The sequence below is a fragment of the Pseudarthrobacter sp. RHLT3-21 genome (assembly GCF_059383495.1).
This window is the reverse complement of the sequence record NZ_JBWZCI010000038.1, coordinates 1-23,673: the sequence shown is the minus strand read 5'-3', so window position 1 is coordinate 23,673 and position 23,673 is coordinate 1. Positions and strand designations below refer to the sequence as shown.

Here is a 23,673-nt window from a genome sequence, read left to right as displayed (position 1 = left end):
TCGCGATCGGCAGGCCGACGAGGTCCTGGACCATGGTCTGGAAGTTCAGCAAAGCCTCGAGCCGGCCCTGGGAAATCTCCGGCTGGTAGGGGGTGTAGGCGGTGTACCACGCCGGCGCTTCGAGGATGTTGCGGCGGATCACCGCGGGCGTCACGGTGTCGTAGTAGCCCTGGCCGATCATCTGCACAGCCGTCTTGTTCTTCGCCGCGAGCTTCCGCAGCTCCGCAAGGACCTCAACCTCGCTCAGGGCTTCCTTGAGGCGGAGGGCTGCATCCTGGCGGATGTCGTTGGGGACGGCAGTATCCACCAGCGCGTCCACAGTGTCGTAGCCGACGGCCTTGAGCATGGTGTCAATATCGGCCTGGCGGCGGGCGCCGATGTGCCGGTCAACGAAAGTGGCCGAGGCCGAATTAACACTCACAAGGAACTCCATTACTAAGGCGGCGCAGGGTACGCCACATCGATTCGGGTTCCTCCCCGCTCTGTCCGGGACCTGAGAGTTTCCGCGCAGCCTGCTTCCGCAAAGCTGACGCTTGCACCGTCGGTGGGCACAGCGGTCCTGACATTCCGGAGTGATCCGGGACGCTTCAGGCGGACGGCCTGCCACTTTCCAGAGTTGCCTGGCCGCGGCGGTACGTGGGCCTGAGAGATTCCTGGGGAGGATTTGCTCCTACGGCGCCTGTTGTACCTACTAACAGAACTCTCCCGCCGCAGATCAAAGGCATATTCAGATTGTTGCGCCGGCCGCAGATGGCCGCCACGAGGTCCAATTCTCCTACGCCCCGGGCCGTCGGGCAAATGAAGTCGTCGGATTCTGCTCAATCATTCCGGTGTGGAGCTCCAGCGCGTCCGGATACACGCGGGCGGGGTGAGGGGCCGGCCGAATGATGGAGCAGAATCAGCCCCGCAGCCGCTCCACGGCGGCAAGGAGCTCCTCAATGTCTCCATGCCTGCCCCGGCCGTCCCCGCTGGTGCCGCTTTCCCACATGGCGTTGAAATAGAGCCCGTCCCCCATGTACAGCACGGCTTTCGCCATGGCCGGGCCGACGTCGGCCGCGATCAGGTCCAACCACTGCTGCTGGATCGCGGCAAAACGCCGCCGGGCCTCTTCATGGGCCACTTCGGCCAGTCGCGTGGCAGCCACGAAGGAGCGGTCCATGGGCGAATCGGACCAGAGCGAGGAACGGATGAAGTAGGCCGCCGCACCTTCGGCTGCTGCGGCCATCAGGGCGAGATCCTCGATGGCCAGGCGATCCATCCGTTCCAGCACCGCAGCGATCAGCGCTTCCTTGTTGGGGAAGTGGTACAACAGGCCGCCTTTGGACACGCCTGCCCGTTTGGCCACCGCGTCCAACGTGGCAGCCCGCTCCCCCACGTCAATCAGGAGTTTTTCAAAAGCGTCAAGGACTGCATCGCGTGCGACGGGATTTCTGGCCATGGCTTCAATCATGCACGCTCCGGACCTCGTTTCTTAACTATACCGTCTGGACGGTATAGTTATCGATATGACGTTGTCCGCACAGTCCAACCAGAACATCCGCAGCACCTCCGCGACGGCAGCCGATCTTCGGCCGTCAGGGCCCGCCAAGGCGCCCTGGCGCGACTGGCTCGCACTGGCCCTGCTGATGTTTCCGGTGCTCCTGGTTGCGGTGGACAACACGGCGTTAACGTTTGCGCTTCCGGCCATTGCGAGCAGCCTGGAAACCACCGGAGTCCAGCTGCTATGGATTGTGGACGCCTATCCCCTGGTGCTTGCCGGCTTGCTGGTTGCCATGGGCAGCATGGGTGACCGGATCGGGCGCCGCCGGCTGCTGTTGACGGGCAGCATTGGATTCGCCGCGGTCTCAGCAGCAACAGCCTTCGCCCCCAGCGCGGAGTGGCTGATAGCGGGACGGGCATTGCTGGGGTTCTTCGGCGCCATGCTGATGCCCTCAACCCTGTCGCTGATCCGCAACATTTTTCCGGACCCAAACCGGCGTCGGCTGGCCGTGGCCATCTGGGCGGCCGGCTTCTCCGGCGGCGCCGCCCTGGGTCCCATCTTTGGGGGCTGGCTGGTGGAGCAGTTCTGGTGGGGCGCCATCCTGCTGGTCGCTGTGCCCATCATGCTGCCACTGCTGGCGTTCGGTCCTGCGTTCATCCCGGAATCAAAAGATCCGCGGCCCGGACGGGTGGACGTGCCCAGCATCGCCCTGTCCCTGCTGGTCATGGTGCCCGTTGTGTATGGCATCAAGGAGCTGGCAACCGAAGGTTTCGGGGCCGCTCCGGTGGGGCTTGTTGCCTTTGGCCTGGCCATGGGCGTCGTCTTTGTCCGCCGCCAGCAGCGGCTGGCCAGCCCCCTGCTGGACATGTCCCTGTTCGGCAACCGGGTCTTCAGCACCGCCATCACGGCAAACGTGCTGGCCCTGTTCTCCTTCAACGGCTTCATCCTGTTCCTCGCCCAGCACCTGCAGCTCCTGGACGGGATGACACCGTCGGCCGCCGGAATAGCCATGATCCCGGCCCTGGTGGCCACAGTATTGGCCGGCCTGGCCGTGGTGCCGCTGGTCCGGAAAGTGCGTCCGGGTTTTGTGGTGGCGGCTGGCCTGGCCCTGAGCGCCACCGGCTACGGAATCGTGGTCTTTGGTGATCACGGCTCCGGCCCGGCCCTCCTGATGGCCGCGCTGCTTATCCTCGCCCTGGGGGTGGGCACAGCGGAAACCATTTCCAATGACCTCATCCTGGGCTCCGTTCCGGCGGAGAAGTCAGGAGCGGCGGCCGCCATCTCGGAGACGGGCTATGAGGTGGGGTCCCTGCTGGGGACGGCGGTGCTGGGCTCCATCCTGACCGCTTCCTACCAGCGCAATCTCCTGCTGCCGGCCGGGGTGGAGGAAACGGCATCCGGCACTGCCGTGCACCAGGCCGGCGAAACTTTGGCGGGCGCCGTGGAGCTGGCGGGCAGCCTTCCTGCTCCGCTGGCCGAAGCGCTCCGCGGCGCAGCGCGCCTGGCGTTTGATTCGGGCGTCCACACCACTGCGGCAATTGCGCTGGTACTGATGGCGAGCGCGGCAGTCCTTGCCGCCGTCGTACTCCGGAAAGTTCCGACGGCGGACTAGGACTGGCGGGGCCTACTTGGCGTCGGGGGCGGTGACGCTGGCGGAGGCCTTCATGGTCTCCGCGTTCACCATCCACGCGTACTGCTCCAGCTTGGCGATGAATTCGTGGAGCAGGTCCGCGGTGGTGGGATCCTCTTCGTCCACTTCGTCATGGACCTTGCGCATGGTGCCCACGGCAGCCTCGAGGGCAGCAACGATCCGCTCAATGGCGTCCTTGGTATTGATGAGGCCTTCGGGGAACTGGGCCAGGCTGGTGGATTTTGCCACTGTGGAGCTGCGGCCGTCCGGCAGGGCGTGGAGGGCGCGCATCCGCTCGGCCATATCGTCCGCGAACTGCCGGGCGGCATCCACGATTTCGTCCAGCTGCAGGTGAAGGTCCCGGAAGTTGGTTCCCACAATGTTCCAGTGGGCTTGCTTGCCCTGGATGTGCAGCTCGATCAGGTCCGCGAGTACGGCCTGCAGGTTGTTGGTCAGGGTCGGTGAAGCTTTCATGAATCCTCCTCGATTGGTCCAGTAATGCCGACGCTATCAGCCCGGGGATCGGTCGCGGCAGGCCGGAAGCAAATTTCTCAGTGAGCTTACTAATCTGACCGGAGCGACATAAAAGAACTGGATTCATTTAAACCCTTGCGCGAAAGCCATCCGCCCTTCATACTAAATGAACGTCATTCATTTAGTGACGGTCGTCTCACTGGAGTAAGCACATGATTGAAATTTCCTGCCTCGACTCACCCACCTCCCTGGCCCGGACAACGCCGTCCACACGCCCTGCCCTCCGGGTAGGAGTAGTGCAGTACCGCTGGCACGCAGACAATGCGGCTTTGCGCGCCGAACTAGATGAGGGCATCGGACGCGCCGCCCGGCTCGGCGCCACGGTGGTGTTCCTGCCGGAACTCACACTCTCCCGCTACCCCGCCGACACCCTGCCGGAAAATGACACCTCCCGGCCCGGCGCGGTCCGGCCCGGAGCGGTGCAGCCCGTCGCGGTCCGGCCCCGGCCGTCGGACACCGCAGAGGACCTGCTCACGGGGCCCACCCTTCGGTTTGCTGCCGACTCGGCCCGCCGCCACGGGGTGGCTGTCCATGCCTCGCTGTACCAGCAGGCGGAGAACCCTGACGGCAGCGACGACGGCCTGGGGCTGAACACAGCCATCCTGGTGTCGTCCGAAGGTGAGCTGCTCGCCCGCACGCACAAGCTGCACATTCCGGTTACCGCCGGCTACTACGAAGACAAGTTCTTCCGCCAGGGGCCGGCGGTCGCGGATGCCTACGAGGTCCACGCTCCGGCAGAACTGGGCGGCGCCCGGCTGGGCATGCCCACCTGCTGGGACGAATGGTTCCCGGAGGTGGCCCGGCTCTACGCCCTCGGTGGCGCAGAGATCCTGGTCTACCCCACTGCAATCGGTTCAGAGCCGGACCACCCGGATTTCGACACCCAGCCGCTGTGGCAGCAGGTGATTGTGGGTAACGGCATCGCCAACGGCCTGTTCATGGTGGCGCCCAACCGCTGGGGCGATGAAGGAACGCTGAACTTTTACGGCTCCTCCTTCATCTCCGATCCGTACGGCCGCGTCCTGGTGCAGGCCCCGCGCAACGAATCGGCCGTGCTGGTGGCCGACCTCGACCTGGACCAGCGCCGGGACTGGCTGACGCTCTTCCCCTTCCTGGCCACGCGCCGCCCCGATACCTACGGCCGGCTCACCGAACCGGTACGCCGTGACCAGCCGCTCGGCGGGATTTCGACAAGCTCAAACACCGGGCCCACAAGCCCAATCAACCGTCAGAAGGTGACCGCATGAGCACGTGGCGCATGCCCGCCGAAACCGCTCCGCAGGAGCGGCTGTGGATGGCCTTTCCCACTGGCGGCTACACCCTCGGTGACACGGACGAAGATGCCCACGCTGCCCGGTCCACCTGGGCAGCGGTGGCCAACGCCGCCGTCGAATTTGAACCGGTCACCGTGGTGGTGGACCCCGACGACGTCGGCATCGCCGCCCGCTATCTGCACCCGGACGTCGAGGTACTCACGGCCCCGCTCAACGATGCGTGGATGCGGGACATCGGCCCCACGTTTGTGCTCGGCCAGGACGGGACGTTGGGCGCCGTCGACTGGGTCTTTAATGGCTGGGGCGCCCAGGACTGGGCCCGATGGGACAAGGACGCGCTGATCGCCGGCGAGGTTTCCGGCCGCGCCGGCGCCACGCACATCGTCTCCGCGCTGGTCAACGAGGGCGGCGGCATCCAGGTGGACGGCGAGGGAACCGTACTGGTGACCGAAACCGTGCAGCTGGATCCGGGCCGCAACCCGGAACTCAGCCGGGCCGACGTCGAAGCCGAGCTCGCCCGGACCATCGGCGCAACCCAAGTGGTCTGGCTCCCCCGCGGGCTGGCCAGGGACTCGGAACGGTTCGGCACGCGCGGTCATGTGGACATCGTGGCCGCCATCCCCTCCCCCGGCACACTGCTGGTGCATTCCCAGCAGGACCCCCGCCACCCGGATTTCCAGGTGAGCCGCGACATAATCGAGCACCTCCGCACCACGAGGGACGCGGCCGGACGGGAGTGGACCATCATCGAAGTCCCTGCCCCGGAAGTGCTCTGGGATGACGAAGGCTTTGTCGACTACAGCTACATCAACCACGTCGTGGTCAACGGTGGCGTCATCGCCTGTATCTTCGCCGACTCCAACGATGACAAGGCACTGCAGATCCTGGCAGAGGCCTACCCTGGCCGCCGCGTGGTCGGTATTGACGCCCGGGAGCTCTTTGCCCGCGGCGGCGGCATCCACTGCATCACCCAACAGCAGCCTGCTGCCTCGTAGAAAGCGCTGGACAATGACGCAAACCATCCGTAAGAACACGCCCGCCGGGACAGACGCCGCCGGTTCGGACACTGCCGGCTCGGCGCACGGCATCACCGCAAAAGGACTGAAGGGCGGGCAGCTGGGCCTCCTCGCCGTCGTCGTTCTTGGCATTTCCACCATCGCACCGGCCTATACGCTGACCAGTGCCCTTGGCCCCACGGTTAATGAGGCGGGTCTCCAGTTGCCCGTCATTTTCCTGATCGGGTTCATCCCCATGATCCTGGTGTCACTCGCCTACCGGGAACTCAACGCCGATTCCCCGGACAGCGGCACCACGTTTACCTGGGTCACCAAAGCGTTTGGCCCGTGGGTGGGCTGGATGGGCGGCTGGGGACTGCTCGCCGCCAACATCATCGTCCTGTCCAACCTGGCGGGCGTGGCAGTGGACTTCTTTTATCTCTTCCTTTCACAGCTGACGGGCTCGCCGGAACTCGCCGACCTCGCGGCCAATAAGCCGTTGAACGTCCTGACGTGCTTCGTGTTCGTGGCGCTGGCCGTGTGGGTCAGCTACCGTGGCCTGCACAGCACCAAGATCGTCCAGTACGGCCTGGTGGGCTTCCAGCTGCTGGTCCTGGGACTTTTTGTGGCCATGGCTTTCGCCAACTGGTCCACGTCGGAGACTGCCATCCCGTTCAGCTGGGAATGGTTCGACGTCACCAGGATTGAGACGTTCGGCCAGATCGCGGCCGGCATCTCGCTGTCCATCTTCGTGTACTGGGGCTGGGACGTGTGCCTGACGGTGAACGAGGAAACCGCCAACGGCAAGAAGACCGCCGGCCTCGCAGGCACGCTGACCGCCGTCGTCGTCCTGGGCATCTACCTTCTGGTGACCATCGCCACCATGATGTTCGCCGGCGTCGGGGACACCGGAATCGGCCTGAACAACGAGGAAAACAGCGCAAACGTCTTCACCGCGCTGGCCTCCCCCATCATGGGACCGTTCGCCATCCTGATGTCCCTCGCGGTGTTGTCCAGCTCCGCAGCCTCGCTGCAGTCGACCTTCACCTCGCCCTCGCGCAGCCTGCTGGCCATGGCGCACTATAGCGCCCTGCCAAAACCGTTCGCCCACATGAGCAAGAAGTTCTCGACGCCGGGATTCGCCACCGTCGCGGCGGGCGTCCTGTCCGCCGGGTTCTACGCCATCATGCACGTCATCAGCGAAAACGTCCTGAACGACACCATCCTGGCGCTGGGCCTGATGATCTGCTTCTACTACGGCCTGACCGCCATCGCCTGCTCCTGGTACTTCCGGAACAGCGTGTTCAGCAGCGTCCGCAACTTCGTATTGCGGCTCCTGTGCCCGGTGCTGGGCGGCGTTGGGCTGTTTGTAGTGTTCCTCCAGACGGCGGTGGACAGCTGGGCGCCGGAGTTCGGCAGCGGCTCCGAGGTCTTCGGGGTTGGACTGGTCTTTGTCCTGGGGATCGGAATCCTGGCGCTCGGAGCGGTGTTCATGGTCATCATGGCGCGCCTGAGCCCCGGTTTCTTCCGCGGTGAAACCATCCGCCGGGACACCCCTGCGCTGGTGGTCCCCGAGTAGTTGCGCCACCCACAGCACACAGAACGGCGCCCTGCCCGGAAAGTCTCCGGAGCAGGGCGCCGTTCTTTGGTTTTCCTGATCTTGTCTCAACTGCGGTTCAGCAGCGAACCGCCGGTCACCAGAAGTGCGCTACATCCACCACCATGCGCGATCCGGATCCGGGGCCGTCCAGGGTGAACACCCGGAACGGGAGCCGGGCACGAACGCCCAGTCCGATGCTGGTGTAGCCCTCAAAGCTGCCCGCGTAGGCAACCTGCCGGAAGGTCTGGTATCCCGAGACGTCGGACAGTTCGGCCTTTGCCGCCGGGCTGTACGTGACGCTGCCGTTGCTGTCGTAGGACGGCGCGTTCACAGTGACCTGGAGGAATGCGGAGCCAAGCAGCGGGATGTCAAAACCTGAACCGTCCTGGACCACGGTCGGAACGTACTGGACCGTGTAGCCGGCAACGGGGCCGTTGAGATCAACCACCATCCGGTCGAAGCAGTAGTGCTGCCCCGTCCGGACGTTGGTGACGGATGCGGTGCTCATGGCCGGGTTTGATTTAGCCAGCGACCCCCATACGAGCCCGCAATAGGATGTGGTTGCCGAGGCGGGCCCCGGAGCCAGGAAACCCAATCCGACAGCCATCAAAATGACTGTCAGCCACGTATGAAACTTTTTCATTGTGGGCCACCCTTCGAGTGATTTGGTAGCTCAAGCGTAGGAGCATCCGGTGCGTCTCAAAAGGGTTGTTGCCGCTTCGGCGCGGAACCGTTAATTTGCGCTGGTTCCGGTCACGCGGGCGTGATTCTGCAGCATTTAATGGGGCAATCGAAACGCTATTAACGCCGTTTCTGCACCCTGCCGTTATGCATAATAACGACGCCGGCGCGCCTCACCGCAGTGCCGCCGTCGGGCGTTCAGCCTTCGCACTCGATGCAGTACTTCATGCCGTTCTTTTCGCGCGCAACCTGTGAACGGTGGCGGACCAGGAAGCATGATGCGCAGGTGAATTCATCGGACTGTTCTGGAACAACAATGACGGTCAGCTCTTCGCCGGAGAGATCGGCTCCGGGCAGGTCGATGCCTTCGGCAGTGTCGGTCTCGTCGACGTCGATGACTGCGGTCTGGGCATTGCCGCTGCGGGATGCCTGCAGCGCCTCCAGCGACTCGGCAGAAGCCTCGTCGTCAGTCTTGCGTGGAGCGTCGTAATCGGTAGCCATAACGTGTTCACTTTCGTCGCTGCACGGCACCATTTCAGGCGCCTCAGTGAAGCAGTTTAGGTCATTATGCCGTTCCTTGGGCAACAGTGTGGCCAACCAGACAGATTTTGTCGCTTGCTGGACCTGTCCAAGCCGCCGGAGCCGTATTGATGCAACCTTGACGGTATCCGGGGGCGAAATCTGAGAAGGCGCCTGCAGGATGGGTTTGCGGGCAACTGAGGCCCGCAAACCCACCCGAGGAGGCCGCCATGGACGCTGTACTGTCCCTGCCCCCGTTCCCGGCCGACGTGACACGCTCATCCATTGTTCGGCCCACCCGGCGGGAGGCCCGGGTCGCGTCCGATCCAGCCGGGGCTACCCCAGCATCACCTGGCCTGCGCGTGGTGGTGCTGGTGCCCGCCTACAACGAGGCCGGCTCGATCGGGGCAACCCTCGATGGCCTGATGCTCCAGTCCCGTCCCGCGGACCTTATCGTGGTCATCCCGAACGGCTGCACCGATTCAACGGCCTGGGAAGCGCGGAAGTACCCGGTGACCACCATGGAGCTTCCACGATTGCAACACCGCAAATCCGAAGCCCTTAACCGGGCCTGGGCAAAGTACGCCTACGACGCCGACGTGGTCATCTGCCTGGACGCAGACACTGTCCTGCCGCCGAACGCCGTCGAAGCCTGGTCCCGGGAGTTCGGTGCCGAAAGGGGCGCGCTCCTCGGTGGCTCGTCGTCGAAGTTCACGATGCAGGACCCCGGATTTCTGAGTCGGCTGCAGAAGGCTGAATTCGCCACCTGGACTGATACGGCCCTGAGACGGGGCCGTACCAGCGTTCTGGCAGGAACCGGCTGTGCCATCAATAACGCCGTCCTTCGGCAGATCGCGGCCCGGGACGACCGGGAAGGGCCGTGGGTCTACACCTCGCAGGTCGAGGACTTCGAACTGACCTATCGCATCCGCGAACTGGGTTTTATCTGCCAGGTATCCCCGGACGTCCGCGCCTACACCGACTCGATGAAGACAGTCAAAGCACTGTGGGGCCAGCGGATGAAATGGCAGGTCGGCACAGTGGAAGACCTGCTGGACCTTGGAATTAACCGGCTGACCCTGCGTGACTGGGGCCAGCAGGCCATGGGTCTGCTGGGCGTGTTCCTGAAGCTGCTGTGGATCGCAGTAATTGTCCTGTCACTCTCGTTGGGAGTGTTTCACTTCGTCCTGTTCTGGTGGCTGGTGCCAATCCTGTTCGTGGCGCTGGACATCAAACGGGCGCTTCGGATTCCGCACTGCGACTGGAAGGACGTCCTGATGGCAGCCACGTTCTTCCCGCAGGAATTGTTTATGTGGCTGCGGTCCGGGTGGTTCATGGCCTCCTGGTGCGCAGTCCTGACCGCAAAGATCACCCGGCGGCGGGTAGACCGCTGGGAAGCGCAATACACAGCAGAGGAAATCAACTAACAATGTACGGAATGAACGCAGCTCTTCCCGCGTCCGGAGCGGCTCTGGCCGCAACCGGACTGGCCTACACCGGCCTGAACGTCGGGGCTGCCCTGCTGACCGCGCTTGGCGTGGTGCTCATAGGTGTGGCCTTGCTGGGGCTGCTCCGCCGGGACAGCAAGTCCCGCCCCTGAATACCGGGTCAGGGAGTCCGGCGCGCCTGCAACGCGGACTTGAACGCTGAGGCGGAGGTGGCGCTGCTGTTGATGCGCCAGTCGGTTTCCTTCTGGAGATGGAACCACACAAAGCCCATGACGTCGGGCTGGGCCGCGAGATAAGACACGAGGTCATTGTTCCAGGCAGCCTTGTTGCCGCCTGCTTCGCTGGAAGCCGTCTCGCTGATCAGGATGGGAACTCCGGGTGCCAGAGCACGCAACTGGGCTATTCCTGGAGCGAAGAGATCCTGCGGCGATATCCAGCCGCTCCATGAGGCGGAAGTGCCCCAGTTGTACCCGTCGAGGGCTACAACATCCACATATCCGACGCCGGGAAAGAGACCTGCGAGATCGGTGGAACCGTAGTAGGGGACATTCGGGCTCCAGACCCAGGACACGTTGCCGGCACCGGTGGCAGCAACAATGTCGTGAACATGGCGCCAGGCATTTGCGTAGTCACCGGACTGATTGCCGTTGACGCCTTCGGCCCACGGGTACCAGTTTCCGTTCATCTCATGGGCGAATCTGAGCTGGACCGGCTGGCCCCAGGCGGTAAGTGCCTGGCCCCACTGCGTGATGTGGGCGTCAAAGTCGCCGGCGGCAATTCGGTCCAGGGAGTAGGCCGGCTGTTCCGTTCCGCCGCCCCAGGCCCAGGGTTCCCAGGTTATGAGCGGGACGGCGCCCCGTGCCCGGACGGAGTTCATCTCCGCGATGGGGGGCGCCTGGAGGAAGTCCTTGTAGAAAAGAATGCTGGACGGGCTTTCGCCGGCCAGCTGCGCCACTTCGTCCAGTTCGCCGCTGGCCAGCGGGCCGCCGGCCGTGGCGACCCCGAACCGAAGCGCGGCCGTACTGACCGGCGGGAGCGCCTCGACAGGTGCGGTTACCGTGAACACGGACGAGGCCTGGATGGAGGAGGTCTTGGCCGTGATGGTCAACGATCCCTTGGCTGCGGAAGGGATGGTGATCCCGGTACTGAAAGCACCCGAGGCCGCCGTTTTGAAGGGAAAAGTCGTGGCACCGGCAATCACCGTCCCCGTGGTTGAGGCTTTGAATCCCGTTCCGCTGACGGTGACAGCGGAACCTGCCAGCCCAGTGGCCGGGCTGAGGGAAATCCGGCCTGTGGCAGGCGCTGCCTGGGCTGCCTGGGCCGGCATCAGTCCCAAGGCCAGGCCCAGGCCGACCACTGCCGCGATAGATTTCAAAGTTCTGAGCATGGCGATCGGTTCCCCGCAATCGGCAAGGCGGGTGGAAATCCGCCGGTCAGGTGGTGCCTAGCGGCACTTTCCTGATCCTAAGGGTTGGACGCCGAAACCAGACTGGATTTTTTCGAATATTTTTGAAAGGAACTCGCGGTGGCCTTGGTGGATCCTGCCGTCCTGGCCCAACTCCGCGAGCAACTTCAGCAGGGCACCGGAGCTATTGAGGTCTTTGATGCCCTGGGCCGCCCTGTTTGCCAGCTTTGGATTGCCGTGAAGATCCACGGGCTATGGAGATCGGCGGCAGCGGCGCACCGCTGGAAGCCCGCCCTCAGGCCTGATCCTGCGACCAGGGCAATAATCGGAGCCTCCTGTCGGATTCGAACCGACGACCCCCGCTTTACAAGAGCGGTGCTCTGGCCAACTGAGCTAAGGAGGCGCGCCCCATACAGGGCGTGCGCCGCAACGGCGCTAGATAAGGTTAGCCCAAGTCCGCCCGCTCGTAAAAACGCCGGCCAGGGCGAACCGGAGCAAAAAGAAAGGACCTGCTTCCGGAATCGATCCGGAAGCAGGTCCTCTGTGTGGAAGGACCTCTAGCCCTTTGCGGTGATCGCTGCCTGCAGGAAGTCCGGGAACGGGGTCTGCGCGCTGGCACCCTTGCCCCACTGTTGGCCGTCCACAAACACGGTGGGCGTGCCGGTGACGCCGATGGCGGCCGCCTGCTTGGTTGTGAACTTCACGTACGGACGGTACGTCTTCTCGTTGATGCAGGTGTCAATATTCTTGGCGCCGATGTCCGTGGCCATGGTCTTGAGCTTGTCGTCAGAAAGACCGGCACTGCCTTCGGCAGGCTGGTTGGCGAACAGCGAGTCCACAAACTCCGCGTACTTTTCCGGGGACTCATTCACAACGCACGCAGCGGCGTTGGCAGCACGGGAGGAGTAATTCGTCGAGGACCGGCTGTCCAGGAACCCGAGGGCCCGGTATTCCACCGAGATCTTGCCCTCGTTGCGCAGGGACGTCAGTTGGGCGTTGTTCTTCGCCTCGAAGTCTTTGCAAACCGGGCAGATGAAGTCAACGTACAGGACCACCTTGACGGGTTTACCCGCTTCAGCCTCGGCGCCGGGAGCAACAACCTCCGCCGGTGCAGTCTTGGGCGCTTCAGGCACGGCAGCGGCATCAACGGTGGCCGGTTCCAGCTTCGCGACGTCGGTATTGGCCAGCAAGGTGATGCCACCGTTGACGTTGCCGTTGGCCGGCGTCGGCCCCTGGTCAGCGATCGGGGCGTTCTGCCGCATCGTGGTGGTCACCACCACCCCGACCACCACAAGAATGGCCACCACGGCCACCACAATGCCCCAGCCGATCAGCAGCTTGTTGCGCTTGTCCTTCTTCAGCTGCACATCACGGATCAGGCGTGCCTTCTCGCGCGCCTCCGAGGTTCGCTCAGCCTTGGACTTGCGTATTTCATTTGCGGGGCTCATGTGTTCCTTGGGTCGATCGACATAGGGGGACCACTCTGTGGCGACTCCATCATTTTAGGGGACAAACCTGAGAGCTTGCGCGTTCAAGTATTTAGCCCGAATAACTAACGGACGAATAGCCGCGAAGATTCCATCCTATTAAGGTGGCTTAAAGGCACAAGCAACCCCAGGGGGCCGCAATGCAAACACCCGTCCAAGAAAAACCATCAGCTGTACCTGCCGCCGGCGCCGCCGCGCGCAGCCACAGCACGGTGGCCACGTATGACTTCATGGTTGTTTCCAACAGGCTGCCGGTTGACCGCTGCGCGCCAGGTGAGAGCGAGGACGGCTCCGGCTGGCGCCGCTCCCCTGGGGGCCTGGTGACTGCCCTCGCCCCCATGATGACCAAGACCGACGGCGCGTGGGTGGGCTGGCACGGCGCCCCGGACGAAACCGTGGAGCCCTTCAGCCACGGCGGCATGGACCTGGTCCCCGTCCAGCTGAGCAACGACGACGTCGAGCTCTACTACGAGGGTTTCTCCAACGCCACCCTGTGGCCCCTTTACCACGACGTCATCGCCCCGCCGGAGTTCCACCGGACCTGGTGGGACGCCTACCGCAAGGTCAACCAAAGGTTCGCCGACGCCGTCGTACGCCATGCCGGCCAGGGCGCCACGGTGTGGGTCCAGGACTACCAGCTGCAGCTGGTGCCGCGGCTGCTGCGCCAAGCGCGGCCGGACCTGCGGATCGGGTTCTTCAACCACATCCCCTTCCCCCCGCCGGAAATCTTCGCGCAGCTGCCGTGGCGGCACGCCATCATCGACGGCCTGATGGGCGCAGACCTGGTGGGCTTCCAACGCCCCAGCGACGCCGGCAACTTCATGCGCTCCGCCCGCCGGTTCCTGGGCGCCAGCGTCAAGCAGCAGCAAGTGCATGTGAAGGGTAAAGACGGCAAAATCACGCACATCGCCAGGGCCCAGGCCTTCCCCATCTCCATCGACGTCGCCCAGATCAGCGAACTGGCCCACAACCCCGAGATCATCGAGCGTGCACGCCAGATCCGCCACGACCTCGGCAACCCCAAGACCATCCTCCTGGGCGTGGACCGGCTCGACTACACCAAGGGCATCCGGCACCGGCTCAAGGCCTTTGAGGAACTCCTGAACGAAGGCAAGCTCACCGTCGGTGACGCAACACTGATCCAGGTTGCCAGCCCCAGCCGCGAACGGGTTGAGCAATACCGCCTCCTGCGCGAGGAAATCGAAGGTACCGTCGGCCACATCAACGGCACCTACGACACCATCGAGAACACCGCCGTCCGCTACCTGCACCACAGCTACCCCGTGGAGGAGATGGTGGCGCTGTACCTCGCCGCCGACGTCATGCTCGTGACCGCACTGCGGGACGGTATGAACCTCGTGGCCAAGGAATACGTCACTGCCCGCAAGGACAACGACGGCGCCCTGGTCCTCAGCGAGTTCGCCGGCGCCGCAGACCAGCTTAAGCAGGCGCTGCTGATGAACCCGCACGACATCGACGGCCTCAAGGACACCATCATGCGGGCCGTCGATTTGCCTCCCAAAGACGCCGCGCGCCGCATGCGGTCCATGCGCAAGCAGATCCTGGAGCACGACGTCGACCACTGGTCAGCTGACTTCCTGGCCGCCCTGAATGAGAAAGTTGTGCGCGATGACTCCTGACGCCCGGCCCGCCAAGGGCCCACTCACCTTGTCCCCCGAACTCCGGCAGGCCGCCCGTCGTATCGCCCAGACGGAACACCTGCTGGTGGCCATGGACTTCGACGGCACCATTTCCCCGATTGTTGACCGCGCCGACGACGCCCGCCCGCTTCCGCGCTCGGCCGCCGCTTTCGCCGGGCTCGCCGCCCTTCCACGCACGACGACGGCACTCATCTCGGGGCGGGCCCTCGCCAGCCTGCGCGCGGTCGCCTCGCCCCCGGTGGACACGCTGCTGATCGGCAGCCATGGCGCCGAAGCATGGCTTGGCCCCGGCTCCGCGGAGCTGACACTGGACGAGGCCCAGCGCCGGCTGCTGGCCGAAGTCCGTGCGGTCCTCGAAGAGATTGTTGAGCAGGCACCGGGCACGTTGCTCGAAGACAAGCCTGCGGGCGTGGTCCTGCATACCCGGCTGGCCACGGATGATGTTGCCGAGGACGCGGTGGCTGCGGCCCGTTCAGTTCTCCAGGACCGCAAGGGCGTTTTCCTGAAGAACGGCAAACGCGTCCTGGAAACATCGGTCGTCAACGCCTCCAAGGGTGAGGGCCTGACGTTCCTGCGCCAGATCACAGGGGCCACCGCTGTCCTCTTCGCCGGTGACGACGTCACGGACGAAGACGCCCTGGCACGCCTGGAATCCGGCGATGTGGGCGTCAAGGTGGGCCTGGACTTCACCCAGGCCGAGTTCCGGGTGGAAGCGCCGGCTCACGTCGCGGAACTGCTCGAAGCACTCCTGCAGGAACGGAGCCTGGTGGTGGCCGAAGAAGAGCCCGGCACGGGCTGAGCCTCACGGACATGTCCAACCTCACATGTGAGCTCCGTAACATTTGCACCAATACGCCATTCGTCTGACATACTCTTGGTTGTGATGTGGCGCACAGGAACCGTGCGGCGTCACGTGATACTCCTCGGCTTCGGCCGGGGAGTACACGGCTGCAATGCCGTGGATAACTGAATTACATGAACCATTCACAACGGATCGTCCGGCACGTACCTGCCGGTGAAGGGATTGATAACTGTGGCTACAGTTACTTTTGATAACGCTACGCGTCTGTACCCGGGCACAGACAAGCCCGCTGTTGACAAGCTCAACATTGAAATCGCCGATGGCGAATTTCTGGTCCTCGTTGGACCCTCCGGTTGCGGTAAGTCCACCTCCCTGCGCATGCTCGCAGGCCTCGAGGACGTCAACGCCGGCCGGATTCTTATCGGCGACCGCGATGTCACCGACGTTCCGCCGAAGGACCGCGACATCGCGATGGTTTTCCAGAACTACGCGCTGTACCCGCACATGACGGTTGCGGACAACATGGGTTTCGCGCTGAAGATCGCCGGTGTTTCCAAGGAAGAGCGCGCCGAGCGTGTCCGTGAAGCCGCCAAGCTTCTTGACCTCGAGCCGTACCTGGACCGCAAGCCGAAGGCACTTTCCGGTGGCCAGCGCCAGCGTGTTGCCATGGGCCGCGCCATTGTGCGTAACCCGCAGGTGTTCCTCATGGATGAGCCGCTTTCCAACCTGGACGCCAAGCTCCGTGTCCAGACCCGTACGCAGATCGCATCCCTGACCCGTCGCCTCGGCGTCACCACCGTTTACGTCACCCACGACCAGGTCGAGGCCATGACCATGGGCGACCGTGTGGCTGTGCTGAAGGACGGCCTGCTGATGCAGGTTGACACCCCGCGCAACCTCTACGACAAGCCCAAGAACGTCTTTGTTGCCGGCTTCATCGGCTCCCCCGCCATGAACCTGCTCGAACTGCCCGTGGTCGACGGCGGCGTCCAGTTCGGCGGAACGGTTTACCCCGTGCCGCGCAACGTCCTCGAAGAGGCTCACGGCAGCACCGTTACCCTGGGCTCCCGCCCCGAGGACCTGGAGCAGGCCCCGCGGGGCGAAGGCCTCCAGGTCGAGGTCGACGTCGTTGAAGAACTCGGTGCCGACGCTTACATCTACGGCCACACCACGCTGGACGGCAAGGACCACGACATCGTGGCACGCGTCGACGGTCGCCGCCCCCCGATGAAGGGCGAGACCATCTACTTCCGTCCGCAGTCGGGCCACGTGCACCTGTTCGACACCAAGACCGGCCTGCGCCTGGGCGACTAGTCCCCACTGGCACCCTAGCCTCGCTCCGCTTCGGCCAGGGAACCCTGCCAGCGTGGGCCCACCCACCAGCGCATTAACCAACCGACGGCGGCCCTCCTGACTGGACGGGCCGCCGTCGGCGTTTAACCGGTGATGTTTAGGCCAGCCGCCCCTCTGTACGAAAGAATTGATCCATGACCGATGAAAACAGCGCACAGTGGCACGACGAGCCCACGGACTACGCGCAGGTCGGCAAACTGCCGCGGTTCGAGGCAGCAAGCGCCAAGGATGACAAGGTCCTTGCCGTTTCCAGTTCGCTGAACATCACCGCGGCGTCCGCGGATCCCGAACTCCTGGACCTGCCCTGGCACATCGCCCTGGAGGATTGGCCGGCGGAGAACCTGGCAGCTCTCCCCCGCGGCATCTCACGGCACATCGTGCGTTTCGCGCACCTGGGCGGCTCCGTCATCGCCATCAAGGAAACGTCCGAACATGTGGCCCGCCACGAGTACCACATGCTCCGCAAGCTGGCCCGCCTGGACGTTCCTTGCGTTGTCCCTGTTGCCGTCATCACGGGTCGGACCACCCTGGACGGGCGGCCGCTGAACCCCGTGCTGGTCACCCGTCACCTGAAGTTCTCCATGCCGTACCGGGCCCTGTTCTCGCAGATGCTGCGCAAGGACACCCTGACCAGACTCATCGATGCCCAGGCCCTGCTGATGGTCCGGCTGCATCTCATCGGCTTCTACTGGGGCGACGTCTCGCTCTCCAATACGCTCTTCCGCCGTGACGCGGGCGCGTTCGCCGCTTACCTGGTGGACGCCGAAACCGGCGAGCTGTATCCCGATCTTTCCACCGGCCAGCGCGAGTACGATCTCGAGATTGCCCGAGTCAACATCGCCGGTGAGCTGATGGACCTCCTGGACGGCGGCCTGATCGAGGAGAAGGTGGATCCGGTGGCCACCAGCGAACTCATCATGGAGAGCTACCGGCGCCTGTGGACGGAACTGACCGAGAAGGAATCCTTCGAGATCGGCGAACGCTGGCGCGTGGCCGCCCGGATCCGGAAGCTCAACGAGCTGGGCTTCGACGTCGAGGAATACGCCATCAAGACCACCCAGAACGGTTCCACCATCCAACTCCAGCCCAAGGTGGTGGACGCGGGCCATCACCAGCGCCGGCTGCTGCGTCTGACCGGACTCGACGCCCAGGAGAACCAGGCCCGGCGCCTGCTCAATGACATGGACTCCTTTAGGGCGGACAACAACCCCGGGATGGACGAGGAATACAGCGCGCACCTCTGGGTCAGCCAGGTCTTCGAGCCGATCGTGCGCTCGATCCCCCGTGACCTGTCCCGCAAGCTTGAGCCGGCGGAGGCAGTCCACGAGGTGCTGGAACACCGCTGGTACATGTCCGAGGAGCAGGCCCGCCACATTCCGCTTGCCGAGGCTGTGCAGTCCTACATCGAGTCCGTTCTGCGCCACCGCCGGGACGAGGCGGCCATCATGCTCAACCCGGACACGGCGATGCTGAAGATCCTTGAAGTGGAAACCGAAGAGTCCCGCTATGGTGCCGACGAATCCATCGATGAGTACCCGGACGTCGACGACTGACGGGGCCGGGGGCCCGCCGCGGTGGCAGCACGGTTGTGTTAACACGGCCCCAAGTAGATAGCAGCAAGTGTCGTTATGAGCGCTCATAACGACACTTACTGCGACCCGGTTGTCTGGCGGGCGCCGGCCTTTAGATGGCCTTGCCCGGGTTCAGGATGCCTGCCGGGTCAAAGAGTTCCTTTATCCTGCGCTGGAGCTCCCTGACGGGTTCCGACTGCTCCAGGCCCAGCCAGCGCAGTTTGTACTGCCCGATCCCGTGCTCCCCGGTGATGGTGCCGCCCATTTCGAGAGCAGCATTGATGGAGGCATCCAGGGCAAGGTTTAGTCGGCCCATGGCGTCAGCGTCCACCGCACTGTCCTGCCTGTCGATCCAGAACGTGGGGTGCAGGTTGCCGTCGCCGGCGTGCGCCACTACCTTCAGGCTCACGCCATGTGTTGCCGCGAGGTCTTCCAGCGCCGCCACGTAATCCACCAGGCGTGAGCGCGGCACGGCCACGTCCTCGCCGACGCGGTATTCGTCATCCACTTCCACACCCCGGCTGTTCCGGCGGAGCTCCACGAGATGCTCGGCTTCCGCCGTGGATTCCGTGCTCACGGTTGCCCCGCCGGCGGCGAGGACGGAACGCACGACGTCGGCCTCCGCCTCTGCCCCGAACCCGTCAGTCTGTATTAGGAGCAGCGAACGGCCACGCGAGCTCAGGTCGGAGCCGTGGAGGTCATCCAGCTGGGCCAGCGTGCCGCCGTCGAGCAGTTCCATGATGGCCGGCTGCACGCGGGCCCGGCCCACCGCCAGGACGCCCGCCGCGGCCTGCCTGAAGTTCGGGTAGAACGCGGCGATGGTGTGCACGTCACGGGGCAGGTACTTGAGCCGGACGGTCGCCCCCACCACGATCCCCAGGGTGCCCTCGGAACCCACAAACAGCCCCGTGAGGTCGTAACCCGCAACGCCTTTGAACGTCTGGTGCCCGGTGTGGATGAGGGCCCCGTCGGCCAGCACCACATCCAGCGCCAGCACCGAGTCCCTTGTAACGCCGTACTTGGCGCAGCGCAGTCCCCCGGCATTCGTGGCAATGTTGCCGCCGATCGTTGAGGAACGGAAACTCGCGGGATCCGGCGCGTACATCAGGCCATGCTCTGCGGCGGCCTCGTTGAGGGCGGCGTTGACCACGCCGGGTTCGACGACGGCGGTCTCGTCGTCCGGGTTGAGGTCAAGAATGCGGTTCATCCGTTCCAGGGACAGGACTACGCAGTTCCTGCTCGCGTGCGCGCCGCCGGAAACGCCCGTCCCTGCTCCGCGGGCCACGACGGCGACGTTGAGGGCGGCACACAGCCTGACTACGGCCTGCACGTCCGTGACTGACCTGGCAAAGACCACCGCTTCGGGGAGCTGGAAATCCAGGACGGGAGCCTGGTCCACGGCATACTTCTCGAGCAATTCCTCCTCGGTACTGACCTGCCCTGACCCGAGGGCGCCCACCAGCTCTTCAACCAAGCTGCCCACGCAGCCTCCCGTTCCGTCGTCGTTGTCGTTCTCCCCCAGTCTAGGGTGGCGGCCCCCTTCGGCTCATCGTTTCGCTACCGGCTGTAAACGTTTCCAGCTTGGTGGGATGGTCAGTAACCTACCCACCAGTAGACATTTTAATTTTCCCGTGGAAACGTTTGCAATTTCCGGTTGATTAGGGTCTAGGCTGTCCTCCATGTCTGTAGATACAGCGTTTACCGCCACCGCCCCACTGATGGGCCGGCTGTCCCTTATCCACGATGCCGACAATGCCCCCGGCTGGTGGCGCTCCGCCGTCATCTACCAGGTGTACCCGCGGTCATTCCGCGACCTCAACGGCGACGGCATCGGCGACATCGCCGGGATTACGGCGGAACTTCCGCAACTGGCCGAGCTGGATGTGGACGCTGTGTGGCTGTCCCCTTTCTACAAATCGCCGCAGCGCGATGCCGGCTATGACGTCAGCGATTACTGCGACGTGGATCCGATCTTCGGCACCCTGGACGACTTCGACGTCATGATTGCCGAGGCCAACCGCTTGGGGCTGCGGGTCATCGTGGACCTGGTTCCCAACCACTGCTCGGACCAGCATGTGGCTTTCCAGGCAGCCCTCGCCTCGCCTGCAGGGAGCCCGGAGCGCGACATGTTCATCTTCCGGGACGGCATCGGGCCCGAAGGCCACGAACCGCCCAACAACTGGCAGTCCCACTTCGGCGGCCCGGCCTGGACCCGGGTCACCAGTCCTGACGGCCAGCCGGACCAGTGGTACCTGCACCTGTTCGATTCCTCCCAGCCCGACTTCAACTGGGACAACCCTGCCGTGCACGCCGAATTTGAGCGGGTGCTCCGTTTCTGGCTGGACCGCGGCGTCTCCGGCTTCCGGGTGGACGTCGCCCACGCTTTGGTCAAAGCCCCGGGGCTGCCTGCCTGGGGCGGCCGTGCCGACGGCGGCAGCTCGGACGGCTTCCCCGGCCACGAGGCTCCGATGTTCGGGCAGCCCGCCCTGCACAACATCTTCCGGGCCTGGCGCCTGATCCTGGAAGGGTACGGGCCGGACCGCATTCTGTGCGCCGAAGCCAACGTGGATCCACTCCCCCGCCTCGCCGACTGGGTCCGTTCCGATGAAATGCACCAAGCCTTCAACTTTCCCTACCTGCACGCCGGGCTGGACGTTTACCGGCTGCGTAGTGTTGTTACCGACTCGCTGACCGCCCTGGACGCAGTGGGAGCCCCCAGCACGTGGGTGCTGTCCAACCACGATGTGGTCCGCCATTCCAGCCGCTTTGGCTACAACGGGTACGGTCCCCGTGATGGCGACGGCATCGGACCGGCGGATCCGCAGCCGGACACAGCCCTGGGCCGCCGGCGTGCAGCCGCCGCGTCATTGTTCATGCTGGGACTGCCCGGCGCCGCCTACCTGTACCAGGGTGAGGAGCTCGGGCTGCCGGACGGCATCGATATTCCGGAGCACCTGCGGCAGGACCCCACGTTCGCACGCACCGGAGGCACCCGGCTGGGCCGCGACGGGTGCCGGGTTCCCCTCCCATGGCGCAGCGCAGAACGGCACCTGGGTTTCGGCTCCGGCCAGGAGCCCTGGCTTCCCTTGCCGGCGAGCTTCACGGAACTGGCACGGGACGCACAGGCCGCATCGCCGTCGTCGCATCTCTCCCTGTACCGGAACATGCTGGCGCTGCGCCGTGAACTGGGTTTGGGCAGCGGGTCACTGGCTTGGGCCGAGGACTGGTGCAGTGGTTCGTCCCTGGCGTACCTCAACGGCGATACGCTGGTGCTCATGAACCTCAACCACGAACCCCTGGAAATGCCGGCAGGCAGCGTTCTCGTCCGCAGCGCTGGCGCGAGCTCTGGCTCTGGCCGGGACGCAGCCCACTTCCTGGCTTCCGGAGAAACCGCGTGGCTGCGGATTGACGGAGGCGACGCAGAGTAGTGAGACTTGCGGGCATCAAAGACGTTGCAGACCGCGCCGGGCTGTCGATCGCGACTGTGTCGCGGGCGCTCAGCGGCAAGGCGAATGTGTCGGCCAAGAGCCGGCAGCTGGCAAAGGCAGCGGCCGACGAACTGGGCTTCGTCCCGTCCTACCATGCATCCAGCCTGGCCTCAGGCCGTAACCACAACGTGGGGTTAGTGGTCCCGTCCATCCACCGCTGGTACTTTTCGTCCGTGGTGGAGGGCGTGTCCGGCACCTTGCTCGACGCCGGCTACGACCTCACCCTGTACAACGTGGGTGACCGGCCGGAGCGCCGCCGCAGCGTCCTGAACGACTTCCTGCTCCGTAAGCGGCTGGATGCGGTCATCGCTGTGGCGCTGGTCCTGAGCGAGTCAGAAATCAAACAGCTCCTGGCAATCCACCGTCCGATCGTCGGCATCGGCGGCGCCCTGGCCGGCGCGTCCACCATCAGAATTGACGACGCCCGCCTCGCCAGGACAGCCACCGAGCACCTCCTCGGACTGGGTCACACCCGGATCGCACACATCACCGGCGAGGCCGAACTGAACCAGGACTTCAAACTGCCCGGGATACGTCGGGCCGGCTTTGAGGCAGCAATGCAGGCCGCGGGGCATGCTGTCCGCCCCGAATGGGTAGTGTCAGCGGACTTCACCATCCAAGGCGCCTATGCGAGTGCCCGCAATCTCTTGGCCTCCGCGGCCGGGCGGCCCACTGCAGTTTTTGCCGCCTCCGATGAGATGGCGATCGGCGCCATCCTCGCCGCCCGCGACTTCGGGCTGCGCGTGCCGCAGGATCTCTCCGTAATCGGCATGGACGGGCACGAACTTGGCGAGGTCTTCGGGCTGACCACCATCAACCAGGATGCGCGCGGCCAAGGCACGCTGGCGGCCCGCATGCTGTTGGAAACGCTCGACGCCGGCGCGAAGCGGCCTGCCAGGGGCGCGTCACCGTCAGCGGTGGCCACTGACCGGGAGTACCCTACAGAGTTCCTGGTGCGGAACAGCACGGCTGTACCGCCGGCCTGACCCGGGCCCCGCAGTCCATGCTGGGGCTGTCTCCATTCAGAGCTGTCTATTCGGAGCTGCCTTTCAGGCCTGAGCTTCCGCGCCCATGAACCTCACGAAACGGTCCAGCACCTTCGGCCAGCCCGCAGCATAGGCGGCTCGCGTGGCGGCAGGATCCTCCGAACCTTCCCAGCCGTTGTGGACCAGGCGCAGTTCGGTCCCGGTCTCCACCGCCCTGAAGGCGACTCGCAGCTCAGTGGACCACAGAGCGGTGGTCCCGGGGTGCCAGGACGCGTGGAAAGACAGGGGCGGCTGCCAGTCATCTATGGAGCCCCAGACGGCGGTCCTGCCGTCGTCCGTCGTTTCCACGATGAGGTTCTCTTCAAACTCAACGTAAGATCCGGCCCCGTACACACCGTGTGAATCCAGTGGCCACCACAAGTGCGTGTGATCCGTGAAGCCGGCGAACGTCTGCGCCACCGATCCGGGCACTACGACTGTGCAGATGACAGGTTCCAGGTTCTGTGCGGGATCAACAGGGGCGGCGAGTGCGTCATCCGCGTGGCTGAAAAGGTTATCCATGGACGTCAACTCTACGCGGCCCCCGCATCCCCCCACACGACGCTCTATCACTTCCTGCAGGTTTCCGGCGGACGCTCTCGCGGTCTTGCACGTTTTTCACGAGTGCTCTGTTAGTTGGTGCGAGAGCGTTTCGGTTTTTTCTGTGTTAAGTGAGAGAGCGTCCGGTGCGGGGGTGGGGTGCCGGGTGGTGCGGGAGGG

Annotated in this window: 20 protein-coding genes, 1 tRNA gene, 1 pseudogene and 2 riboswitches; of the genes and pseudogenes, 12 read left to right on the top strand and 10 right to left on the bottom strand. The window is 64.6% G+C overall.

Annotated elements, in window-relative coordinates:
* Both AC50YA_RS22100 and AC50YA_RS22095 read right to left on the bottom strand, forming a co-directional pair.
* Positions 1 to 421, bottom strand: a pseudogene (locus AC50YA_RS22100) (glycine dehydrogenase (aminomethyl-transferring)); the annotation flags it as partial.
* A 51-nt stretch (positions 422 to 472) separates the two neighbouring features.
* Positions 473 to 619, bottom strand: a riboswitch (glycine riboswitch).
* A 1-nt stretch (position 620) separates the two neighbouring features.
* Positions 621 to 718: riboswitch (glycine riboswitch) on the bottom strand.
* Positions 719 to 898: 180 nt separating this feature from the next.
* Entirely contained in the window at positions 899 to 1,438 is a 540-nt protein-coding gene (locus tag AC50YA_RS22095) for a TetR/AcrR family transcriptional regulator (RefSeq protein WP_494984323.1), read from the bottom strand.
* Positions 1,439 to 1,505: 67 nt separating this feature from the next.
* On the opposite strand from AC50YA_RS22095, the gene AC50YA_RS22090 reads away from it, so the two are divergent.
* Positions 1,506 to 3,092 (top strand): MFS transporter, encoded by a 1,587-nt coding sequence (locus AC50YA_RS22090; RefSeq protein ID WP_494984322.1) that lies wholly within the window; start codon positions 1,506 to 1,508, stop codon positions 3,090 to 3,092.
* 12 nt (positions 3,093 to 3,104) lie between these two features.
* Here the strand turns inward: AC50YA_RS22090 and AC50YA_RS22085 are convergent, their stop codons facing one another.
* Complete coding sequence (locus AC50YA_RS22085; protein ID WP_494984321.1) at positions 3,105 to 3,584, bottom strand: Dps family protein; 480 nt, start codon at positions 3,582 to 3,584, stop codon at positions 3,105 to 3,107.
* Between the two features lie 212 nt (positions 3,585 to 3,796).
* On the opposite strand from AC50YA_RS22085, the gene AC50YA_RS22080 reads away from it, so the two are divergent.
* Genes AC50YA_RS22080 through AC50YA_RS22070 form a run of 3 tightly spaced genes read left to right on the top strand, consistent with a single transcriptional unit; the run spans position 3,797 to position 7,492 of the window.
* A complete protein-coding gene (locus AC50YA_RS22080; RefSeq protein WP_494984320.1) occupies positions 3,797 to 4,891 on the top strand; it encodes a nitrilase-related carbon-nitrogen hydrolase in 1,095 nt (364 codons plus the stop codon).
* A complete protein-coding gene (locus tag AC50YA_RS22075) occupies positions 4,888 to 5,913 on the top strand; it encodes an agmatine deiminase family protein (protein WP_494984319.1) in 1,026 nt (341 codons plus the stop codon). The genes AC50YA_RS22080 and AC50YA_RS22075 overlap by 4 nt, the downstream gene beginning before the upstream one ends.
* A gap of 13 nt (positions 5,914 to 5,926) precedes the next feature.
* Positions 5,927 to 7,492, top strand: a complete 1,566-nt coding sequence (locus AC50YA_RS22070; RefSeq protein ID WP_494984318.1) for an APC family permease — start codon at positions 5,927 to 5,929, stop codon at positions 7,490 to 7,492.
* 115 nt (positions 7,493 to 7,607) lie between these two features.
* On the opposite strand, the gene AC50YA_RS22065 is transcribed toward AC50YA_RS22070, so the two are convergent.
* Both AC50YA_RS22065 and AC50YA_RS22060 read right to left on the bottom strand, forming a co-directional pair.
* Positions 7,608 to 8,156: an AMIN-like domain-containing (lipo)protein gene (locus tag AC50YA_RS22065; RefSeq protein WP_494984317.1), complete on the bottom strand. Its 549-nt coding sequence runs from the start codon at positions 8,154 to 8,156 to the stop codon at positions 7,608 to 7,610.
* 236 nt (positions 8,157 to 8,392) lie between these two features.
* Positions 8,393 to 8,695, bottom strand: a complete 303-nt coding sequence (locus tag AC50YA_RS22060; RefSeq protein WP_185262608.1) for a DUF4193 domain-containing protein — start codon at positions 8,693 to 8,695, stop codon at positions 8,393 to 8,395.
* Between the two features lie 248 nt (positions 8,696 to 8,943).
* Between AC50YA_RS22060 and AC50YA_RS22055 the strand changes: the two genes are divergently transcribed.
* The gene (locus AC50YA_RS22055; RefSeq protein ID WP_494984316.1) at positions 8,944 to 10,140 is read left to right on the top strand and encodes a glycosyltransferase family 2 protein; all 1,197 of its coding nucleotides are present in this window, start codon (positions 8,944 to 8,946) and stop codon (positions 10,138 to 10,140) included.
* An 11-nt stretch (positions 10,141 to 10,151) separates the two neighbouring features.
* Positions 10,152 to 10,313, top strand: coding sequence for a hypothetical protein (locus AC50YA_RS22050; protein WP_494984315.1), 162 nt, complete (start codon positions 10,152 to 10,154; stop codon positions 10,311 to 10,313).
* Positions 10,314 to 10,321: 8 nt separating this feature from the next.
* Here AC50YA_RS22050 and AC50YA_RS22045 read toward each other — a convergent pair whose 3' ends face one another.
* The 3 genes from AC50YA_RS22045 to AC50YA_RS22035 all read right to left on the bottom strand — a co-directional run bounded on the left by AC50YA_RS22045 (position 10,322) and on the right by AC50YA_RS22035 (position 13,014).
* Positions 10,322 to 11,548 (bottom strand): glycosyl hydrolase, encoded by a 1,227-nt coding sequence (locus tag AC50YA_RS22045; protein WP_494984314.1) that lies wholly within the window; start codon positions 11,546 to 11,548, stop codon positions 10,322 to 10,324.
* Between the two features lie 347 nt (positions 11,549 to 11,895).
* Positions 11,896 to 11,969: transfer RNA gene (locus tag AC50YA_RS22040), tRNA-Thr, on the bottom strand.
* Between the two features lie 154 nt (positions 11,970 to 12,123).
* The gene (locus AC50YA_RS22035) at positions 12,124 to 13,014 is read right to left on the bottom strand and encodes a DsbA family protein (protein ID WP_494984313.1); all 891 of its coding nucleotides are present in this window, start codon (positions 13,012 to 13,014) and stop codon (positions 12,124 to 12,126) included.
* A gap of 179 nt (positions 13,015 to 13,193) precedes the next feature.
* Here AC50YA_RS22035 and AC50YA_RS22030 point away from each other — a divergent pair, with 179 nt between their 5' ends.
* From AC50YA_RS22030 to AC50YA_RS22015, 4 genes are all read left to right on the top strand, one after another.
* Positions 13,194 to 14,693: an alpha,alpha-trehalose-phosphate synthase (UDP-forming) gene (locus AC50YA_RS22030; protein WP_494984312.1), complete on the top strand. Its 1,500-nt coding sequence runs from the start codon at positions 13,194 to 13,196 to the stop codon at positions 14,691 to 14,693.
* Positions 14,683 to 15,513: a trehalose-phosphatase gene (gene otsB / locus AC50YA_RS22025; protein ID WP_494984311.1), complete on the top strand. Its 831-nt coding sequence runs from the start codon at positions 14,683 to 14,685 to the stop codon at positions 15,511 to 15,513. Before AC50YA_RS22030 ends, otsB begins: the two co-directional genes overlap by 11 nt.
* 234 nt (positions 15,514 to 15,747) lie before the next feature.
* On the top strand, positions 15,748 to 16,830 hold the full coding sequence (locus AC50YA_RS22020) for an ABC transporter ATP-binding protein (RefSeq protein WP_494984310.1): 1,083 nt from the start codon (positions 15,748 to 15,750) through the stop codon (positions 16,828 to 16,830).
* A gap of 173 nt (positions 16,831 to 17,003) precedes the next feature.
* Positions 17,004 to 18,422: a DUF4032 domain-containing protein gene (locus AC50YA_RS22015; protein ID WP_494984309.1), complete on the top strand. Its 1,419-nt coding sequence runs from the start codon at positions 17,004 to 17,006 to the stop codon at positions 18,420 to 18,422.
* A 130-nt stretch (positions 18,423 to 18,552) separates the two neighbouring features.
* Here AC50YA_RS22015 and AC50YA_RS22010 read toward each other — a convergent pair whose 3' ends face one another.
* Positions 18,553 to 19,923 (bottom strand): FAD-binding oxidoreductase, encoded by a 1,371-nt coding sequence (locus AC50YA_RS22010; RefSeq protein WP_494984308.1) that lies wholly within the window; start codon positions 19,921 to 19,923, stop codon positions 18,553 to 18,555.
* A 196-nt stretch (positions 19,924 to 20,119) separates the two neighbouring features.
* On the opposite strand from AC50YA_RS22010, the gene AC50YA_RS22005 reads away from it, so the two are divergent.
* Together AC50YA_RS22005 and AC50YA_RS22000 are read left to right on the top strand one after the other, a co-directional pair.
* Positions 20,120 to 21,868 carry a glycoside hydrolase family 13 protein gene (locus AC50YA_RS22005; protein ID WP_494984307.1) on the top strand — a complete coding sequence of 583 codons (1,749 nt, stop codon included), beginning with the start codon at positions 20,120 to 20,122 and terminating at the stop codon, positions 21,866 to 21,868.
* On the top strand, positions 21,868 to 22,914 hold the full coding sequence (locus AC50YA_RS22000) for a LacI family DNA-binding transcriptional regulator (RefSeq protein ID WP_494984306.1): 1,047 nt from the start codon (positions 21,868 to 21,870) through the stop codon (positions 22,912 to 22,914). Before AC50YA_RS22005 ends, AC50YA_RS22000 begins: the two co-directional genes overlap by 1 nt.
* Positions 22,915 to 22,977: 63 nt before the next feature.
* On the opposite strand, the gene AC50YA_RS21995 is transcribed toward AC50YA_RS22000, so the two are convergent.
* The gene (locus tag AC50YA_RS21995) at positions 22,978 to 23,475 is read right to left on the bottom strand and encodes an SRPBCC domain-containing protein (protein ID WP_494984305.1); all 498 of its coding nucleotides are present in this window, start codon (positions 23,473 to 23,475) and stop codon (positions 22,978 to 22,980) included.
* Positions 23,476 to 23,673: the final 198 nt, after the last annotated feature.

Excerpts from the sequence above, each read along its gene's own strand:
- AC50YA_RS22095 (WP_494984323.1), bottom strand. The coding sequence starts at position 1,438 with ATGGCCAGAAATCCCGTCGCACGCGATGCAGTCCTTGACGCTTTTGAA.
- AC50YA_RS22090 (WP_494984322.1), top strand. The coding sequence starts at position 1,506 with ATGACGTTGTCCGCACAGTCCAACCAGAACATCCGCAGCACCTCCGCG.
- AC50YA_RS22085 (WP_494984321.1), bottom strand. The coding sequence starts at position 3,584 with ATGAAAGCTTCACCGACCCTGACCAACAACCTGCAGGCCGTACTCGCG.
- AC50YA_RS22080 (WP_494984320.1), top strand. The coding sequence starts at position 3,797 with ATGATTGAAATTTCCTGCCTCGACTCACCCACCTCCCTGGCCCGGACA.
- AC50YA_RS22075 (WP_494984319.1), top strand. The coding sequence starts at position 4,888 with ATGAGCACGTGGCGCATGCCCGCCGAAACCGCTCCGCAGGAGCGGCTG.
- AC50YA_RS22070 (WP_494984318.1), top strand. The coding sequence starts at position 5,927 with ATGACGCAAACCATCCGTAAGAACACGCCCGCCGGGACAGACGCCGCC.
- AC50YA_RS22065 (WP_494984317.1), bottom strand. The coding sequence starts at position 8,156 with ATGAAAAAGTTTCATACGTGGCTGACAGTCATTTTGATGGCTGTCGGA.
- AC50YA_RS22060 (WP_185262608.1), bottom strand. The coding sequence starts at position 8,695 with ATGGCTACCGATTACGACGCTCCACGCAAGACTGACGACGAGGCTTCT.
- AC50YA_RS22055 (WP_494984316.1), top strand. The coding sequence starts at position 8,944 with ATGGACGCTGTACTGTCCCTGCCCCCGTTCCCGGCCGACGTGACACGC.
- AC50YA_RS22050 (WP_494984315.1), top strand. The coding sequence starts at position 10,152 with ATGAACGCAGCTCTTCCCGCGTCCGGAGCGGCTCTGGCCGCAACCGGA.
- AC50YA_RS22045 (WP_494984314.1), bottom strand. The coding sequence starts at position 11,548 with ATGCTCAGAACTTTGAAATCTATCGCGGCAGTGGTCGGCCTGGGCCTG.
- AC50YA_RS22035 (WP_494984313.1), bottom strand. The coding sequence starts at position 13,014 with ATGAGCCCCGCAAATGAAATACGCAAGTCCAAGGCTGAGCGAACCTCG.
- AC50YA_RS22030 (WP_494984312.1), top strand. The coding sequence starts at position 13,194 with ATGCAAACACCCGTCCAAGAAAAACCATCAGCTGTACCTGCCGCCGGC.
- otsB (WP_494984311.1), top strand. The coding sequence starts at position 14,683 with ATGACTCCTGACGCCCGGCCCGCCAAGGGCCCACTCACCTTGTCCCCC.
- AC50YA_RS22015 (WP_494984309.1), top strand. The coding sequence starts at position 17,004 with ATGACCGATGAAAACAGCGCACAGTGGCACGACGAGCCCACGGACTAC.
- AC50YA_RS22005 (WP_494984307.1), top strand. The coding sequence starts at position 20,120 with ATGTCTGTAGATACAGCGTTTACCGCCACCGCCCCACTGATGGGCCGG.
- AC50YA_RS21995 (WP_494984305.1), bottom strand. The coding sequence starts at position 23,475 with ATGGATAACCTTTTCAGCCACGCGGATGACGCACTCGCCGCCCCTGTT.